Source organism: Ensifer sp. VA4 (assembly GCF_055710065.1).
The window spans coordinates 328,868-345,662 of sequence record NZ_JBVQPO010000002.1; the positions used below are offsets into that span (position 1 = coordinate 328,868).

At 63.2% G+C, this 16,795-nt stretch carries 19 protein-coding genes, 1 tRNA gene and 1 other RNA gene; 9 read left to right on the top strand and 12 right to left on the bottom strand.

Annotation, left to right across the window (positions count from 1 at the left end):
- The first annotated feature begins 127 nt into the window (after window positions 1-127).
- The gene (locus tag AC0C6X_RS04575; protein WP_472952044.1) at window positions 128-1,954 is read left to right on the top strand and encodes a hypothetical protein; all 1,827 of its coding nucleotides are present in this window, start codon (window positions 128-130) and stop codon (window positions 1,952-1,954) included.
- A 64-nt stretch (window positions 1,955-2,018) separates the two neighbouring features.
- Here AC0C6X_RS04575 and AC0C6X_RS04580 read toward each other — a convergent pair whose 3' ends face one another.
- The 3 genes from AC0C6X_RS04580 to ffs all read right to left on the bottom strand — a co-directional run bounded on the left by AC0C6X_RS04580 (window position 2,019) and on the right by ffs (window position 4,393).
- Window positions 2,019-2,342 (bottom strand): YbaB/EbfC family nucleoid-associated protein, encoded by a 324-nt coding sequence (locus AC0C6X_RS04580; protein WP_472952045.1) that lies wholly within the window; start codon window positions 2,340-2,342, stop codon window positions 2,019-2,021.
- A gap of 39 nt (window positions 2,343-2,381) precedes the next feature.
- Window positions 2,382-4,250 carry a DNA polymerase III subunit gamma/tau gene (locus AC0C6X_RS04585; protein ID WP_472952046.1) on the bottom strand — a complete coding sequence of 623 codons (1,869 nt, stop codon included), beginning with the start codon at window positions 4,248-4,250 and terminating at the stop codon, window positions 2,382-2,384.
- Between the two features lie 45 nt (window positions 4,251-4,295).
- Window positions 4,296-4,393: signal recognition particle sRNA small type (gene ffs, locus AC0C6X_RS04590), an RNA gene on the bottom strand.
- Between the two features lie 64 nt (window positions 4,394-4,457).
- Between ffs and AC0C6X_RS04595 the strand changes: the two genes are divergently transcribed.
- The 4 genes from AC0C6X_RS04595 to AC0C6X_RS04610 all read left to right on the top strand — a co-directional run bounded on the left by AC0C6X_RS04595 (window position 4,458) and on the right by AC0C6X_RS04610 (window position 7,075).
- The gene (locus AC0C6X_RS04595) at window positions 4,458-4,907 is read left to right on the top strand and encodes an HIT family protein (RefSeq protein ID WP_247960318.1); all 450 of its coding nucleotides are present in this window, start codon (window positions 4,458-4,460) and stop codon (window positions 4,905-4,907) included.
- A 2-nt stretch (window positions 4,908-4,909) separates the two neighbouring features.
- Complete coding sequence (gene nudC / locus AC0C6X_RS04600; protein ID WP_247960319.1) at window positions 4,910-5,890, top strand: NAD(+) diphosphatase; 981 nt, start codon at window positions 4,910-4,912, stop codon at window positions 5,888-5,890.
- Window positions 5,891-5,922: 32 nt separating this feature from the next.
- Complete coding sequence (locus AC0C6X_RS04605) at window positions 5,923-6,630, top strand: helix-turn-helix transcriptional regulator (protein ID WP_173515155.1); 708 nt, start codon at window positions 5,923-5,925, stop codon at window positions 6,628-6,630.
- 76 nt (window positions 6,631-6,706) lie between these two features.
- A complete protein-coding gene (locus AC0C6X_RS04610) occupies window positions 6,707-7,075 on the top strand; it encodes a VOC family protein (RefSeq protein WP_173515154.1) in 369 nt (122 codons plus the stop codon).
- 115 nt (window positions 7,076-7,190) lie between these two features.
- On the opposite strand, the gene AC0C6X_RS04615 is transcribed toward AC0C6X_RS04610, so the two are convergent.
- The 3 genes from AC0C6X_RS04615 to AC0C6X_RS04625 form a co-directional block, all read right to left on the bottom strand.
- Window positions 7,191-7,328, bottom strand: a complete 138-nt coding sequence (locus tag AC0C6X_RS04615; RefSeq protein ID WP_173515153.1) for a DUF1127 domain-containing protein — start codon at window positions 7,326-7,328, stop codon at window positions 7,191-7,193.
- A 445-nt stretch (window positions 7,329-7,773) separates the two neighbouring features.
- Complete coding sequence (locus AC0C6X_RS04620) at window positions 7,774-8,628, bottom strand: prephenate dehydratase (protein ID WP_173515152.1); 855 nt, start codon at window positions 8,626-8,628, stop codon at window positions 7,774-7,776.
- 19 nt (window positions 8,629-8,647) lie between these two features.
- The gene (locus tag AC0C6X_RS04625) at window positions 8,648-9,406 is read right to left on the bottom strand and encodes a 3-deoxy-manno-octulosonate cytidylyltransferase (RefSeq protein WP_472952048.1); all 759 of its coding nucleotides are present in this window, start codon (window positions 9,404-9,406) and stop codon (window positions 8,648-8,650) included.
- A 156-nt stretch (window positions 9,407-9,562) separates the two neighbouring features.
- Here AC0C6X_RS04625 and AC0C6X_RS04630 point away from each other — a divergent pair, with 156 nt between their 5' ends.
- The gene (locus AC0C6X_RS04630) at window positions 9,563-10,195 is read left to right on the top strand and encodes a c-type cytochrome (protein WP_247960323.1); all 633 of its coding nucleotides are present in this window, start codon (window positions 9,563-9,565) and stop codon (window positions 10,193-10,195) included.
- Between the two features lie 144 nt (window positions 10,196-10,339).
- Here AC0C6X_RS04630 and AC0C6X_RS04635 read toward each other — a convergent pair whose 3' ends face one another.
- The gene (locus tag AC0C6X_RS04635; RefSeq protein WP_247960324.1) at window positions 10,340-11,284 is read right to left on the bottom strand and encodes an AEC family transporter; all 945 of its coding nucleotides are present in this window, start codon (window positions 11,282-11,284) and stop codon (window positions 10,340-10,342) included.
- Between the two features lie 131 nt (window positions 11,285-11,415).
- On the opposite strand from AC0C6X_RS04635, the gene AC0C6X_RS04640 reads away from it, so the two are divergent.
- Complete coding sequence (locus AC0C6X_RS04640) at window positions 11,416-11,688, top strand: BON domain-containing protein (RefSeq protein WP_173515148.1); 273 nt, start codon at window positions 11,416-11,418, stop codon at window positions 11,686-11,688.
- A 299-nt stretch (window positions 11,689-11,987) separates the two neighbouring features.
- The gene (gene cml, locus AC0C6X_RS04645) at window positions 11,988-13,184 is read left to right on the top strand and encodes a CmlA/FloR family chloramphenicol efflux MFS transporter (RefSeq protein ID WP_472952050.1); all 1,197 of its coding nucleotides are present in this window, start codon (window positions 11,988-11,990) and stop codon (window positions 13,182-13,184) included.
- Between the two features lie 173 nt (window positions 13,185-13,357).
- Here cml and AC0C6X_RS04650 read toward each other — a convergent pair whose 3' ends face one another.
- The 3 genes from AC0C6X_RS04650 to AC0C6X_RS04660 form a co-directional block, all read right to left on the bottom strand.
- The gene (locus AC0C6X_RS04650; RefSeq protein ID WP_472952052.1) at window positions 13,358-13,852 is read right to left on the bottom strand and encodes an SRPBCC family protein; all 495 of its coding nucleotides are present in this window, start codon (window positions 13,850-13,852) and stop codon (window positions 13,358-13,360) included.
- Window position 13,853: 1 nt separating this feature from the next.
- Entirely contained in the window at window positions 13,854-14,186 is a 333-nt protein-coding gene (locus tag AC0C6X_RS04655; protein ID WP_173515144.1) for an ArsR/SmtB family transcription factor, read from the bottom strand.
- Window positions 14,187-14,397: 211 nt separating this feature from the next.
- Window positions 14,398-14,751, bottom strand: coding sequence for a MerR family transcriptional regulator (locus tag AC0C6X_RS04660; protein ID WP_472952053.1), 354 nt, complete (start codon window positions 14,749-14,751; stop codon window positions 14,398-14,400).
- 90 nt (window positions 14,752-14,841) lie between these two features.
- Between AC0C6X_RS04660 and AC0C6X_RS04665 the strand changes: the two genes are divergently transcribed.
- Complete coding sequence (locus tag AC0C6X_RS04665) at window positions 14,842-15,666, top strand: aminotransferase class IV family protein (RefSeq protein WP_472952054.1); 825 nt, start codon at window positions 14,842-14,844, stop codon at window positions 15,664-15,666.
- Between the two features lie 40 nt (window positions 15,667-15,706).
- Here AC0C6X_RS04665 and AC0C6X_RS04670 read toward each other — a convergent pair whose 3' ends face one another.
- Both AC0C6X_RS04670 and AC0C6X_RS04675 read right to left on the bottom strand, forming a co-directional pair.
- On the bottom strand, window positions 15,707-16,345 hold the full coding sequence (locus tag AC0C6X_RS04670; RefSeq protein WP_472952055.1) for a class I SAM-dependent methyltransferase: 639 nt from the start codon (window positions 16,343-16,345) through the stop codon (window positions 15,707-15,709).
- 301 nt (window positions 16,346-16,646) lie between these two features.
- Window positions 16,647-16,736: transfer RNA gene (locus AC0C6X_RS04675), tRNA-Ser, on the bottom strand.
- Window positions 16,737-16,795: the final 59 nt, after the last annotated feature.

Consider the following 16,795-nt stretch of genomic DNA (forward strand, 5'->3'; position numbering starts at 1 on the left):
CCTGCGGCCCTTTGAGGAAGGGACGCAAGGCCAGTGCCCTCTTTCGGTCGGCGGGTCAGAAACCACGAATCGGCGTGCACTCGGGCCTGGTACAATCTATTGTTGATGGCAGCAGATGGAGGCTACGATGACCGATACGCCTTTCCGCTATGCCGCGCCGAGCGATGAATGCGACCTGATCATGAAAGGTGGCATCACATCAGGAGTCGTCTTTCCCCGCGCGATCACTGAGCTCGCGACGCGCTATCGCTTCATGCATATCGGCGGCACGTCCGCCGGCGCCATCGCCGCTGTCATGACGGCCGCCGCCGAATACCGGCGCCAGAGCGCGGCCGCGCCCGAGGAAAAGAACGCCGGCTTCGCGCTCATCGATGCGATGCCGGCGGAGCTTGCCGCCAACCTCCCCACCTTCTTCCAGCCGTCGCCGGAAACTGCGCCGCTGTTTCACATCGGCATGGCGATGGTACGGACGAAACGGAGCAAGGCAGCGGCCGTGGCCCTCGAGGCTGTCAAGGTGTTTCATCTGTCGCTGCTGCTCGCCGTCCTTCCCGGTCTCGCGCTATTCGTCGCAGGCGTCGCAGCCGCCAACCTCGCGCTCGGCATTCTCGGGGTGCTCATCGCGCTCATCGGCGCGATCGCACTGCTCGCCTACCAACTCTATCGCGCGGTCGCCGTCGTGCTGCCGGCCAATGACTTCGGCCTCTGCAGTGGCCTGACGCAACCGGGCAGCGACAAGCCGGCCTTCACCAACTGGATCACCGAGCGGATCGAAGCGATTGCCGGCTCCATGCGCCCGGACGGGGAAGCCCGACCTCTGACCATTGGCGACCTCGAACGCTACGACATCACGCTGAAGTGCGTCACGACCGACCTCTCCTCGCGCCGCCCTTATGAACTGCCCTTCGGCGATCGGGTGCACAATTACCGTAGGTCGGAATTCGAGAAGCTGTTTCCCCCGTCCGTGATGAGCTACCTCATCAAGGAGAGCAAACCGCGGGACATCGCCGCCGCGGACGGAACGCGGGATTTCTACCAATTGCCGCCGGCAAGCAAGCTGCCGGTGGCGATCATCGCCCGCATGAGCCTCAGCTTCCCAGGGTTGATCCGCGCCGTGCCGCTCTATCGCTACGACTATTCGCTCCGGGCGGCCACCCGGCGCGACCCGTCGACCCATATCCGCTGCCTGTTCTCCGATGGTGGCATCACCAGCAACTTTCCGATCCACATGTTCGACGGACTGCTGCCCGGCCGGCCGACCTTCGGCATCTCGCTCACCAGCTACGATGCGAGGCGCCACGGAGAGGACGAGGATGGTTCGGGCGGCAGCCGCGTTCACCTGCCGCGGCGGACCGCCGAGGGCAAGGCAACGCCGGTCTATCCGATCGAGGGGCTCTTCGCTTTCGTCGGCGCGATCCTCGACACGGCCCGTAACTGGCAGGACACGTTGCAAAGCCAGTTGCATGGCTACAGCGAACGGATCGTCGAAGTGAGGCTCGATGACGCCAAGGAAGGCGGTCTCAACCTCGACATGAATGCGGAGACGGTGAATTTCTTGAGCAGGCTCGGCGACAAGGCAGGCGCCGTGGTGCTGACGAATTTCGACTTCAACGAACACCGATGGCGCCGGGCGATGACGATGCTGCCGACGCTCGCCGAGCAGTTGCGCAAGCTCTCCAATCGCTACATGGAGCCGGCGACGGAGCACAGGATCGACTATCCGGCGATCCTTACCGAATACGATCCGACCGGCCTCGTCGGAGTCTCGAAGGCCGATCGCGTGGCGCTTGATGAACTCACCCGGAAGCTCGCAGCGCTCGGCGCCGAACTCGACCGGCGTCCGATCCCGCCGGCATCGAGCCAGAAGGTGGACCTCAGGATTACCGCCAGCATGGATACCAATCCGCGCGGCGCGAACCCGCCACGACCGGACACTCCGCCGAGCCCTGATCCATGAACGGGACGAGGAAAAAGTGAGTGCGGTTTTCTTCCCGCATCCCGCTCGAAGCCGTTGGAATCGATCAGAACGGCAGCTTCATGCCGGGCGGGATCGGTAGGCCGGCGGTCAGTTCGCGGGTCTTTTCCGCCTGGAGGGCTTCGGCCTTGTCCTTGGCGTCCTTGTGGGCGGCAACGATCAGGTCTTCGAGGATCTCGACATCATCTTCCTTGAAGAGCGAGGGGTCGATCTTCAGGCTCTTGAGGGTGCCCTTGCCGTCGAGGCGAACGGTCACCAGACCACCGCCGGAAGTGCCGTCGACTTCGATTGCGGCGATCTCCGCCTGCATCTTCTCCATCTTGGCCTGCATTTCCTTGACCTTGCCCATCATCCCCATGATGTCGCGCATCGTCGTCTCCTGTTGTTCTGTTTCTACTCGCAGACGGGACTATTCGATGTCGTCGCCAGGGACGATATCGCCATCGGCGGATTCGGCTGTCGCCGGAGCAACGCTCTCGGCCTCTTCCTCGACCGTGCGAATGCGCACGTCGGTGATCTTTGCGCCCGGGAACCGGGCAAGAATTGCGGCAACGTCCGGATCCTGGCGCGCGTCGTTGACGCGCTGCTCCTGTGCCCGCTGCTCGGCCTCGATCAACGTCGGCTCGCCCGGCTCGCGGCTGTAGCTGACGATCCAATGGATGCCGGTCCATTCCTTGAGCTTGACAGCCACCTCGCCGAGCAGCGTCTTCGGCGCGTCGTCGGAGACGTTGACGTCGAGACGACCGGGCTCGATATGCACGAGCCGCAGGAAGCCCCGCACCAGCGTCTTCAGCTTGATGTCGCGGTTCTTGGCACAAAGCTCGGCGATATCCGCGATCGAATTGACCGGCACCGACGGCTGGGGCTTGGCGGCCGCAACTGCCATCGGCCTTTCCTCGATACGGCCGACCGTGATCGGCTCAGATGCCGCATCCGGCACGGCGCGCAGCATCGTCGCGCCATTGCTCGTCGGGCGCTGCGCCGGCATCGCCTGGCTGGCCTGCGCCGAAACCGGGCCTGAGGCCGAGGCCTGCGCTCCGCCGCCACTGCCGCCGGCCGGTCCCGGGCGGGCACCGCCGCCTTCGCCACCGGAAAGCTCGAGCAGACGCCGCGCAGCCTCTTCCGGCGCCGGCAGATGTGCGGCATGCGCCAACCGGATCAGCACCATTTCGGCCGCACCCGCCGGGCGCGACGAACTTTCGGCTTCCGGGATGCCCTTCAGAAGCATCTGCCAGATGCGCGAGAGCGCCGTAACGGCGACGCTTTCGGCGAAGACGGCGCCGCGGGTGCGTTCGATCTCGCTCAGCGACTGATCGTTGACCGCATCCGGCACGTATTTCATGCGCGTAACGAGGTGGGTGAAATCGGCGAGATCGGTCAGCACGACCGTCGGATTGGCGCCAGCCTCATACTGTGCGGTGAATTCCTGAAGCGCCGCAGCAACGTCGCCTTTGACGATATGGTCGAAGAGATCGACGATACGGGCGCGGTCGGCAAGGCCGAGCATGGAGCGCACGGTCTCGACCTCGACCGCGCCGCCGCCGTGCGCAATCGCCTGGTCGAGCAGCGACAGGCCGTCGCGCGCCGAGCCTTCGGCGGCACGCGCCACCATCGCGAGCGCCTCCGGATCGAAGGAAACGCCTTCCTTGCCGAGAATCGTCGAAAACAGGCCGACGAGATCGGAGGCGCTGATGCGGCGCAGGTCGAAGCGCTGGCAGCGCGACAGGACCGTGATCGGGACTTTTCGGATTTCGGTGGTGGCGAAGATGAACTTCACATGCTCCGGCGGCTCTTCGAGTGTCTTCAACAGGCCGTTGAAGGCCTGGGTCGAGAGCATGTGCACTTCGTCGATGATGTAGACCTTGTAGCGCGCCGAAACCGGGCGGTAGCGCACCTGCTCGATGATCTCTCTGATGTCATCGATACCGGTGTGCGAGGCGGCGTCCATTTCGATGACGTCGACATGGCGGCCGTCCATGATCGCCTGGCAATGCTCGCCCGGCACACGCAGGTCGATCGTCGGCCTGTCGGTGTCCGATGTCTTGTAGTTCAGCGCGCGGGCGAGGATGCGGGCGGTGGTGGTCTTGCCGACCCCGCGCACCCCGGTCAGCATGTAGGCCTGCGCGATGCGCCCCGTTTCAAAAGCGTTGGTGAGCGTGCGCACCATCGGCTCCTGGCCGACCATCAGGTCGGAGAAATCCTTGGGGCGGTACTTGCGCGCCAGAACACGGTAGGCGGCCGGTTTCTCAACGGATGAAATGGACGTGTCGTCGCTCATCGACCCTGCCGCTGTTCGAACTCTTGTCCCGACAGGACGGAAAAGGTGGGAGGCTGGCACGATGACCCGTGCCGGGGCTCGTTAGGGCTGCTTCCTTCCGGACCTGACCCGGTTGGCGAGTGGCTCGTCCACCACCAACCTCCCGGCTTCCATATCGGCAATATCGAAAGCAAATGCAAGCCAAGCCATCAAAAAACTGATATCGATATGCAAAACAAGGCGAATCCGTTGTGTTTGCCCGAGGAGAATGCGTTGGCGACCTTCACCCTTGACGACCGGCTCGAACGCGACGGCATCCCGATCGCCTCGATCGGCCTTTGCCAGATGCGGCTGATGAACGACCGCCGCTGGCCCTGGCTCGTGCTCATTCCGCAGCGTGAAGGCATTTCGGAAATTTTCGACCTGACCCCGCTCGACCAGACGATGCTGACCTTCGAGACGACGATGGCGGCAACCGCCCTCAAGAAGGTCACCGGCGCCGAAAAGATCAATATCGGCGCCTTGGGCAATATCGTCCGGCAGCTACATGTGCATATCATTGCCCGCAACGACGGCGACCCGAACTGGCCGGGGCCAGTCTGGGGCTTCGGCAAGTCGGAGCCGTGGGACGAGAAAGAACATCAGGCCTTCGCAGCGCGCATTCTGGAAAACCTCTGAACATGACGAAATCGATCTTTGACCTTCGTAGCCCACATCCGGAGCCAAGCACCCTCGTCGCCTTTTCCGAAAACCACCTGGACCGCCAGTCCGAGCACCGCGCCGACGATTGCGTCGAAGTGGCGCTCAAGCACCCGGGCGCCCATTTCCTGGCCTTCTCGGGACCGAAGCTGATCGTCAAGCACGACGAGAAGATCATCGATCCGCTGTTCGCCCCTTACGAACTCGAAGGGCTCGAGCCGGTGCTCGACGAGACGATCCTGCTCGGCTACCTGCCGAACGGCGAGCCACGGCTTGCGGTGCCGACCGGCCTCACCGAAGAGACGATCGGCGAGCCCTTCAAGATTGCCGACGGCCGCACGCTCTACCGCCAGCAGATGCTGCCGGAGGAATTGCTCGGGCAGTTCGCGCAGGCCTCGAGCCTGATTACCTGGAACGCCAACAACCGCTTCTGCGGCCGCTGCGCCGGCCCGATGGAAGGCAAGGCCGGCGGTTACCGCCGGGTCTGCACCGCCTGCGGCCATATGGTCTTCCCGCGGACGGACCCGGTCGTCATCATGATGACGATCGACCTCGAACGCGATCTCTGCCTGCTCGGCCGCAGCCCGCATTTCGCGCCGGGCATGTATTCCTGCCTCGCCGGCTTCGTCGAGCCCGGCGAGACGATCGAAAACGCGGTGCGGCGCGAAACGCACGAGGAATCCGGCATCCATATCGGCCGGGTGCGCTACCATGCCTCGCAGCCCTGGCCGATGCCGCACACGTTGATGATCGGCTGCTATGCCGAGGCGAAATCGACCGTCATCAAGCGGGACGAGCAGGAGCTGGAGGACGTGCGCTGGTTCACCCGCGAGGAAACGATCGCGATGCTCGAACGCTCGACCGGCGTTGCCGATACCGGCGACGAGCATATTCCGCCGCCGAAGGGTGCGATTGCGCATCAGTTGATGCGCGACTGGCTCGCCTGGGGCGAGCGGGCGTGACGGCGTCAGGATGGCGATAGGAGGCGCTCGGCTTGTCCCGCTCCGAACGGTTGCTCGATCTTCTGCAGGTGCTGAGGCGCTACCGCCAGCCGGTGAGCGGCCAGAAGCTGGCGGAGGAAACCGGCGTCAGCCTCAGAACGCTCTATCGCGACATCGCAAGCCTGCAGGCCCAGGGCGCCCATATCGAGGGCGAGCCGGGGCTCGGATATGTGCTGAAACCCGGCTTCATGCTGCCGCCGATGATGTTCTCGGCGGAGGAAATCGAGGCACTGGTGCTCGGATCGCGCTGGGTCTCCAAGCGCACCGACGACGACCTCGCGGGTGCCGCAGCGAACGCGCTCGCCAAGATCGCCGCGGTGCTTCCGGCCGAGCTTCGCGACGAGCTGGACAGTTCCACCCTGCTCGTCGGGCCGAGCCCGCCGGCCACCAACGGCGTCGACATCGCCGCGCTCAGGCGGGCGATCCGCAACGAACGCAAGGTGGAACTCAGCTACGTCGACAACGATGGCAGCGAAACGGAGCGGACGATCTGGCCTTTTGCGCTCGGCTTCTTCGAAAATGTCCGCATGGTCATGGCCTGGTGTGAACTCCGCCTGGACTTCCGACACTTCCGCGCCGACCGCATGCGCCGGATGACGGTCACCGAGGCACGCTACCCCCGCCGCCGCCAGGTGCTGATGAAGGACTGGCGTGCCAGCCAGAATATTGCCGCCTCGAACCGACGGACGATCGGCTCCTGATGCGCGCTGCACGATACTGACATAAGTTGGCAGCGGCCGACACTAGCCTGCAACTCCCGCAACAAGGAGGCAGAGCATGGCCAAGGCAAATCTCATCGTACTTTATGTCAAGGACCCGCTGGCAAGCGTCGAGTTCTATCGCAAGATCCTCGAACAAGAACCGCGCGTCGCCTACCAGACCTTTTCGTCCTTCGAACTCCCCGGCGGCTTCACGCTCGGGCTTTGGGCCGAACACACGGTCGCGCCGGAGCCGACGGCATCTGGCCATCGATCGGAACTGGCTTTCATGGTGGAGGACGAGGGCGCGATGCGCGCGCATTACGACAAATGGAAAGCGGAAGGGCTGCAGATTGCGCAGGAATTGACCGAGATGGATTTCGGTCCGACTTTCGTCGCGCTCGATCCGGACGGTCACCGGCTGCGCGTCTGCCTCTACGATTCGTGACGGGGAAGGCAGCGGCGCGCATCCCGCCGACCGCTGCAGCGCCGGACATCTCGCGAGATGTGCAAGGGTGGCTGCAGCATTTTTGAAGTGCGGCGGGATGCGCGAATGGTACGGATTAGCGGCCGTAGACGGCGGCGTGGATCTGCGAACGGGACAGACCGATATCGCTCAGTGCATGGTCGTCGAGAGCATTCAGCTCGCGGATCGCTCGGCGGGTCTTCGCATATTCCATGATCTTCTGACGGATCTTCATCTTTTACACTCCTTACTTGAACAGACGTCAGATAGGCATTTGCCTAAATTTTGTGTACCGCCGCGATTGCAAGTTAGGCATGCGCCAGACGCGTAGCCGGTTAACGAATATTTGCCGCATTCGTCAGCGGCAATGAGATCGCGAAGCCAATGATTCGCACCGGAAATCCGGGCGAAAATCACCTGCCGCAAGCAATCACAAATTTAGCAGAAATCGTTAGCCGGCCTGCAGTCAGGAAGGCGCTAAATGCGGCGGCAGGGCCAAGCATAGGCGATAACTGGTCAGAAATGAGGCATTGCCAGACCTTGTTCGCCGGTCGCACCGAGGCACGAGGAGAGGCGCCGATGAGCCGCCATGCTCTCTTTGAGCCACAGAACGAGCGAGGGCACTCGTTCAACGCGTGCCCCCACTTCAGAGGTTTTTGGAACCGATGGAACGGCTTGGCTCAGAGAACGCCGCGCATCGGATGCGCCTTGTAGGTGCCGAGGATGCGCACCTTCTCGGAGAAGAAGCGAAGCTCATCCATGGCGTGACGCACGCCGATATCATCCGGATGCCCTTCGATGTCGGCATAGAACTGCGTGGCCACGAACTTGCCGCCGAGCTGATAGCTTTCGAGCTTCGTCATGTTGATGCCATTGGTCGCGAAACCGCCCATCGCCTTGTAGAGTGCGGCGGGAATGTTGCGGACATTGAAGACGAAGGTGGTGATGATCAGCTCGTCGTCGCTGCTGCGGGCGATGTGCTGTTCCTGCCGGGAAAGCACGACGAAGCGGGTGACGTTGCTTTCGGTATCCTCGACGTTCTCGGCGATGATCTCGAGGCCATAGAGGTCGGCGGCAAGCCGCGGCGCAAGCGCCGCCATCGAACGGTCGCCCTTTTCGGAGACGAGCTTTGCCGCACCGGCCGTGTCGCCGGCGACAACCGGCTTCCAGCCATTGGCGCGCACGATCTTGCGGCACTGGCCGAGCGCGTGGATGTGGCTGTGCACCGTACGGATTTCATCCCGCGTCACGCTAGGCAGCACCATCAGCTGGAAGCGGATCGGCATGAAATATTCGCCGACGATGTGCAGCCGCGATTCCGGCAAGAGGTGATGGATGTCGGCGACGCGGCCGGCGATCGTGTTCTCGATCGGGATCATCGCGAGGTCGGCATCACCGTTCTCGACTGCGACGAAGGCATCCTCGAAGGTCTGGCAGGGCAACGGCTCCATCGACGGGAACATGTCGCGGCAGGCCATGTCGGAATTGGCGCCGTAGTCGCCCTGGAAGGAAATCCTGTTGGTCTTGACGGTCACGGTAGCTTCCTTCTCAGGCTTATTCGGATTGGTGGGCGGAAAGGATACGGCGGGCTTTTTCCAGCTCCACCGGCGTGTCGACGCCGAGCGGAACCGAATCGACGATCTCGACATCGATGCGCATGCCGGCTTCGAGCGCGCGTAGCTGCTCGAGCGATTCGCGGCGCTCCAAGGTGGAGGGCTGAAGCGCGACGAAGCGCTCCAGCGCCTGGCGGCGATAGGCATAGAGGCCGATGTGATGATAAAGCGGGCCCTGTCCATAGGGCGCGGTCGCGCGGGTAAAATAGAGCGCGCGCAGTCGCGATTCGCTAAGCGGCGAGCCGACGACCTTGACGATGTTCGGGTTGGTCTTTTCGCCCTCTTCGGTGATTGGCACCGTCAACGTCGCGATATCGGTGCCGGCATTTTCAAGCGGGTTCAACGCCGCGCGGATCGATGCGGGCTCGACCGTCGGCAGATCGCCTTGCACGTTGATGACGATCTCGGCTTCGCCATCCGGGTCGGCCTTCAGCAGCGCCTCGTAGATCCGGTCGGAACCGGACTGGTGGTCGATGCGGGTCATCATCGCTTCAAAGCCGGCCGCGCGCACCACGTCGAAGACCTGCTGATCGTCGACGGCGACGACGACCCGGCCGACGTCCGCTTCCCGGGCACGCGTGGCAACCTGAACGATCATCGGCAGGCCGCAAATGTCGGCGAGCGGCTTTCCGGGCAGGCGTGTCGAGGCCATGCGCGCCGGAATGAGCACGATGGCTTTACCTGAATTTTCGCGATTCATGATCTGGCCTTCAAAAACCCCGCTGAAAGTGTCAATAAGTCTCAGTTAGGGGCCGATAATCACTGTTGCAACGCAGAGCCAAAAGACATAGGTTCCGCGCGATTTCAAGATAGGCCGGGTTTTTGTTTGCGCCGGTGGCAAAGGGAGCGTTTGCAGATGAATTCATATGTGAACATGGGCGTGGGTGCCTTTCTGGGGACGGTCTTCGTTCTGATGTCCGTGTCCATTGCATCGGAAGGCATTTTCCATTCCGAAGCTCCCGAGAAGGAAGGCTTCACGATCGTCGCCGAGGAAGGCACGGCTGAAGCCGGTGCCGGCGGTGGCGGCGAAGCAGCCGAAGTCGATATCAAGCCGCTGCTCCTCAAGGCCGATGCATCTGCCGGTGCTGCCGTATTCAAGAAGTGCGCAAGCTGTCACACCGCCGAGAAGGGCGGTCCGAACAAGGTCGGGCCGAACCTTTGGGGCGTCGTCAACCGTCCGGTCGCCTCGCATGAGGGCTTCAGCTACTCGGCCGGCATGAAGACCTTCTCCGAAGGTGGCAAGGTCAACTGGGACTACGACCACCTCAGCTTCTTCATCGAAGCCCCGAAGAAGCATGTTCCGGGCACTGCCATGGGTTTCGCCGGTCTCAAGAAGCCGGATGAGCGCGCCAACCTGATCGCCTGGCTGCGCGAGCAGGCCGATTCTCCGGCTCCGCTGCCGGATGCTGCTGGCGGCGCGGCCGAAGGCCAGGCCGCTCCGGCCACGGAATCCAAGCCTGCCGAAGGCCAGCCGGCACCGGCGCAATAAGCTCAGCGGCTGGAAACAGCCCCGCAAAAAGGCCCGGCGCGCGCGCCGGGCCTTTTTGCGTGTGCAAGGCACGGCGACGCCATGCAAGCGGAAGAGGAGATTTCACTCCTCCCGAGGAAACACGCTCCCGAATTTCCTGAGCAGTTACACCAGCAGATAGGCCCAGACCGAAACGCTGACGACGCCGAGCGCGGTCGTCAATGTGATCGTCGAGGAGGCGAGCGCGTGGCCGACGTTGAAATGGTTGGCGATCAGCCAGGCGTTTACGCCTGTCGGAACCGCCGATGTCAGCACCAGCGCCGTCGTCCAGTTGTCGTTGAGGCCAAGCAGGTGGCAGCTGGTGAAGACGACCCCCGGCATGATGAGGAGCTTCAGAACACTCGCAAAAGAGGCAAGGCCGAGATTGCCGGCAAGGCCGTATTTATCAAGCGCCATGCCGATCGAGACCAGGGCCGCCGGTGCCGCCATCGAGGCAAGCTGGTCGACGACGGTCTTCACCGGTCCGCCGAGCGGCTGGCCGACGAGATGAAAGGCGGCACCGCAAGCAAGCCCGATGACCAGCGGGTTGCGCAGCAGATTGCGGCCGACACCGGCGAGAAGCTGCAACGGATCTTGCCCTGGCTTGCCGCTCGTGCGGCGCTCGGCACGCTCCATCAGCAGCGTGCCGGCGATCATCATCACAGGCAGGTGGACGGACAGCAGGATCGAAATCGCGACAATGCCCTCTTCGCCGACGATGCGCGAGACCAGCGGCAGACCGATGAACACGGTGTTGGCGAAGGCCGAGGAAACGCCGGCCAATACGCCCATGCGCGCGTCGCGGCCGAAAATGAGCATTGCCGCCAGATGTCCGACCGTCCAGGTCACCGCGACGCCGGAGAAATAGGCGACCCAGAGCGGCCACGGCGAACCGTCCTTGAAATCGGCCTCGGCAATCGTGCGGAACAGCAGAATGGGAACCGCGACGCGAAAAACGAAGTCCCCGAGCGCCTCGCCGACAGTCGGTTTCAGATAGCCTGACCGAACCAAAAGCCAGCCGGCAAAGATCAGAATGAAGATGGGCAGGACGTTCTGGAAAATGTCGGACATGCAAGGGCCTTGGGATGGGACAGCCAGCAATAGCCGGGTTCACGCCACGATCGCAAGCGCGCGACGGCCGCGCGCCTTAAAGGGAACCTTCGCACACGGCAGGCGTTCGGGAAGAGCATGAGGAACGTACCATGCCGCCAGAGAAGCCCATTTACGCCCATAGGGACGACGATCCGCATCTCACGGATGACGCGCTCGCCGACAAGGTGCTGCGTTTTATCGGCTATGCGACGATGATCGACACCAGCACAGTCTCCGTCATCGCACTCGGCGACATCGTGGTGCTTACCGGAGTGGTGGCAAGTGAGGCGGACGTCATCTGCGCCGGCGATGCGGCAGCATCGGTGGCCGGTGTTGCCAGCGTCGAGAACCGGCTGACCGTGAAGCCCGGCGCGACAGACTAAGTCGAAAGCCAGTTTCTTTTCACACCCAAGACAAACGGAAGTTGGAAATGGGACCGAGGGCCAGGGCTTTCGGGTGATGCGCAGCCGGGTTGTTGAGATCTGGCCCAGCTGCTAAATAGGTGGACGTTTGATCGACGAACAACATTCCGGATGACCGCATGAGGACCGACGAGTCAGCAACCCGATAAGCCGCAACAACGGTTGAAAAGTTGTTGCGGCGTCTGTCGGCTCATATTCCCAGGATTTGATGAAGTGGCAGATCGCCGCCGAATGTTACCCATTTGCGCGGATGTTTCATCATGCCCGATCATAACTCACCCACCTGGTCCCATAGGCTGCCGGCGGCGCTGCTGCTGATGGCGCCCTTCGATATCCTGGCGTCGCTCGCCATGGACATCTACCTGCCCGTCGTGCCTCAGATGCCTCGCATTCTCGGCACATCGCCGGCAATCGTCCAACTGACGCTCAGCCTCTACATGCTCATGATTGGCTTGGGACAGGTTCTCTTCGGCCCGCTTTCCGACCGCTTCGGCCGCCGTCCGGTGCTTCTCGGTGGCGCAACTTTGTTTGCACTGACGTCATTGCTGCTGGCGGTCACCACCTCGGCCCCGGTCTTCGTGACACTCCGGCTCGTGCAAGCGGCGGGCGCCTCGGCGGCGCTGGTTGCGACTTTTGCGACGGTGCGGGATGTCTATGGCGCCCGTCCGGACGGCGTCACCATCTACGGCCTGTTCAGCGCCATGCTCTCCTTCGTTCCGGCGTTCGGACCGATTGCCGGCGCGCTGATATCGGGTGCCTTCGGCTGGCAGGCGATCTTCCTGACGCTCGGCGTGCTCGGCCTTGCGGCGCTCGGACAGGCGCTGCCGCGCTGGTCGGAAACCCGGCCCGCCCCCTCCGGCAACGGGAAGCCCGGCTTCGCGCCTGTTCTCAGAAGCGGCGCGTTCTGGACCTATACGCTCGGCTTCAGCACGGCGATGGGCGCGTTCTTCGTGTTCTTCTCGACCGCGCCGCGCCTGCTCATCGACCGCGCCGGCTATTCGCAGTTCGGCTTCAGCCTGGCCTTTGCGAGTGCGGCAGGGGTGATGATCCTGACCACGCGCTTCGCCAAGGGCTTCGTCGCTCGTTACGGGATCCCGGGCTGCCTCGTGCGCGGCATAGCGGTGCTGATGTCCGGCGGGCTCCTGCTTGCCGCCGGCGAAGCCCTCGCCACCCCCTCGTTCGCAAGCTTCGTGCTGCCCATGTGGGTGATCGCCGTCGGCATCGTCATGACCGCCTCGGTGACCGCGAACGGTGCGCTGAAGGCCTTCGATGCGATCGCCGGAACGGCGGTGGCGCTCTACTTCTGCATCCAAAGCCTGATCGTCGCCCTCGTCGGCACCGGCGCCGTGCTGCTTCTCAGCGGTGATACGGCCTGGCCGCTCGTCGGCTATTGCCTGGTCATGGCGACGGTCACGCTGCTGGCGCTGGCGCTCCTGAACCGACGCGAAAGGCAATAGCTGCACCGTGCCTCCCGGAGCGATTGCCCGCTTCGGGAGGCATTCAGCCGACCGGTCCGGCAGCTGCCGGCATTCGAGAAAGATGTCCCTTGACCTCACCCTTGAGGCAGGCCCCAGCCTTGTCAGGCAGCGCGCGAGCGCCGCGTCTGCGCACCACGACCTGCTCGGCATTGTCATGAGAAATCATGATCCAGTGTCTGCTGCTCGACGAGGCGGGCCAGCTGCGCCGCCACCGTTCCCCAGCCGTCGTGGAAGCCCATCTCCTCGTGCATGTCGCGATCGGCCTTGCTCCGGTGCATCACGTGGGCGGCATATTGTGTTCCGGCCGGATGATCGCTGAGCGTGATGATGGCCGTCATGAAGGCATTTTCCGCCGGCCGCCAGCCAGCGACCAGCGTGTCCGTGAAGACGATGCGAGAGAGTTCGTCCACCGCGAGGAAGCACGCATTGATATGCGGAACGAAATCGCCGCCGCCTTCGCTGATCTGGGTCACGAAGCTGCCGCCGGGCTTCAGGTCCATGTCGATCACCTTGCATAGTGCCGGCGCCGGGACCCACCATTGCTCAAGACGTTTGCGGTCGGTCCAGGCGCGCCAGACCGTGGAACGAGGCGCCTTGATGATGCGCGCCATCGTCAGGTCGAGATCGGGATCTGGGGAGCGGGTCATGTCATTCCTCCTCGCGTTCAGTGACGAATTTTTCCAGCCGGTCGGCACGGCCTTCCCACAGTGCGCGCTGCGCGGAGAGCCAGGTCTCGACCACGGCGAACTGCGCCTTCTCGATGGCGCAGGTGCGCACCCGGCCTTGCTTGTGCGTGCGGATCAGGCCGCTGCCTTCCAGGAAGTGGATGTGCTTCATGAAGGACGGCAGGGCCATGTCGAAGGGTCTGGCGAGATCGCTGATGCTCGCCGGGCCGCCGCCAAGCCGCGCCAGCACGGCGCGCCGGGTCGGATCGGCGAGCGCCTGAAAGATCACGTCCAATCGTTCTGAATACTGTTCCATAAGGCTAAGTATCACGGCCAGACACTTAGCGCAACAGCTAACTATTGAAGTTCGGCCCGACAGGCTCGGAGCCGATTCGTCACACGCGCCGTCGCGCGCCCCCTGACTTCTGGTTGACGGTCACAACGGGTTTGGTCGCAATCCCGTCGCGTAAGCGCTGATGAGGTTCGCAACGGCCCCCGCAAAACGCGGGCTCGATCCCGGCAGAAGATCAGCGCTCGCCTATCTCCTGCAGAAAAGTCTCCAGCACGCTGCGGCTCTGTGCCAGTTTTTGCGTCTTCTCTTCCACGAGGCGAATCTGTTGGCGCAGGGTAACGCGCAGTTCGTCGCAGGGTTCAAAGATCGGACCTTCGCCGCGCACGCAGGGCAGGAACTGCAGGATCGTCGCAAGGGTCATGCCGCCGGCACCCAGGAGCTTGATGCGCTCGACAGTTCTCACCTCCGCAAGATCATAATCGCGATAGCCGTTTCTCGTGCGCTCTGGCTTCAAGAGCCCTTCAGCCTCGTAGTAACGTAGCATCCTGATGCTGACGCCGGTGCGTTTCGATAGCTCGCCTATTTTCATTCCGTTCCCTTCGCCGGCCCTTGACCCTGACAGCGCTGTCAGACCTTAGACCTATTGGCTCCTTCATGTGAACACACCAGGAGCAAGAACATGACGAGCGAAACCAGCTTCTATCCAGCGGCGCTCAACGGCCACCTGGCCAAAGCCGCCGACCTTATCCCCTTGGCCTTTGCCGGCTTCGCACACTTCACCGCGATCCAGGTTCGGGATCGCAAGATCAGAGGCCTGGACCTGCATCTGAAGCGCCTCAACAACGCCTCGCTCGCCTTCTTCGGCCGCGCATTGCCCGACGAGGATCTGCGCGTTCACATCAGACAGGCGATCGGCGCCGGTCCAGCGGACCAGTCGCTGACGGTCACGGTCTTTTCGCCGCACGGCGAATTCACACCCGACAGCATGGATGTCGAGCCCGCGGTCATGGTGCGCACGGCGGCCCCTTCGGATGGCCCTACCGGGCCGCTGCGGCTCGCGGTGGTGGAACATGAGCGGCCGCTTGCCAATTTCAAGCATGTCGGCGAATCCGGAAAAACCTACTATCTGCATCAGGCCGTGCGCGACGGCTTCGACGACGCCGCCTTCATTGACCGGCATGGACGCCTCAGCGAAGCAACGATCTGGAATCTCGTCTTCTGGGACGGCGAAGCGGTCATCTGGCCCAAGGCCGCGATGTTGACAGGCACGATGATGGGTACGGTTCAGCGGCAACTCGAGCGCCTCGGCGTACCGCAGCGCCATGAGGAAATCACCCTTAGCCGGCTCAAAGAGTTTTCCGGTGCGGCGGTCATGAATTCATGGACACCGGGTATCGCGGTGACCGTGATCGGCTCGACCGCGATCCCGCAAGCGAAGACGTTCCTGGGCCTATTGCATGCGGCGCATGGGGCCGAGCCGGCCGAGCCTGTTTTGATCTGTTGAGATTGGCCGAGGCGGGCCAATCGCGCCGCCGCGGCCCGCCTCACCGCTTGCGGGCGACGATATAGGGACGATTGTCATTGCCCTTCGTCGCGTGGTTTTCAATGTCCAGAATCTCGAAACCGGCGGCCGTCATCTCTCGGCTCAACTCGATCAAGTCGAAAGTTGCGGCATAGGGCGCCTTTCCGAGTGCCCGCATCGCCGGCAACAATACCAAACGGATCAGCGGGTTCATCTCCCCGACACAGGGCGTCTTGGAGATGAAGAGGCCCCTCGAGGCAAGCAGGGCGTGGATGTTGCCAAGCGTGCCTGAGAGGTCGCGCACGAGATGGAGATAGTTGAAGCCCAGAACCGCATCATATTGCACGCGCTCGGCGACGAGCATTTCGGCCGTCGCCGTGCGGAAGGCGAGGTTCGGCACCAGGTCGGCGCCGTACCTCTCGCTCGCAATTGCGATCATCGCGGCGGAAAAATCGGTCGCAAGATACTCCCGCACATCGCTGGCGAGGCGAAACGCCGTTGTCCCCGTGCCGCAACCGAGCTCCAGTACGTGGTCATCGGGCAGAAGCAGGGCGCGGGTGCGGTCGAGCGTGCGCTCATATCCAGCCGGGTCCGCGATCGCTCCCTTGGCGTATCGCCGCGCCGTCCGGTCCCAGAAACGCGCGTCGCTTGCGATGCTCATGCTGCCTGTCCCCAGATCGCGACAAGATCTCCTCGGCACCGGGCTCAATGCCGCGGTCATGCCGAACAAACAAATCCCGCCGAGCTCCAACGGCGATCCGTACCAAAGAAGACGCGCGGTACCGCGCAGTCGTCAACAAATGGCGGAGAACGGATCGTCAGTCGGCGGAGGAGCCTCTCAAGCCAGGCGAGCATCGACGGTCGCGAGAAGAAAGCGCCGGCGACGTTTGACGATGCGGGCGGCGCAAGACACAGATCGCCGCAGGATCGCGCTGGGTGGCATCCGAAATAATGGGGAGAAATGGCGGACAGAGAGGGATTCGAACCCTCGATACGCTTTCACGTATACACGCGTTCCAGGCGTGCGCCTTCAACCACTCGGCCACCTGTCCATCCGTCAGCAGCCGACGGTCAATCCGGCTGGATGGGAAGGGCGAGGCCCTTCGGTGCC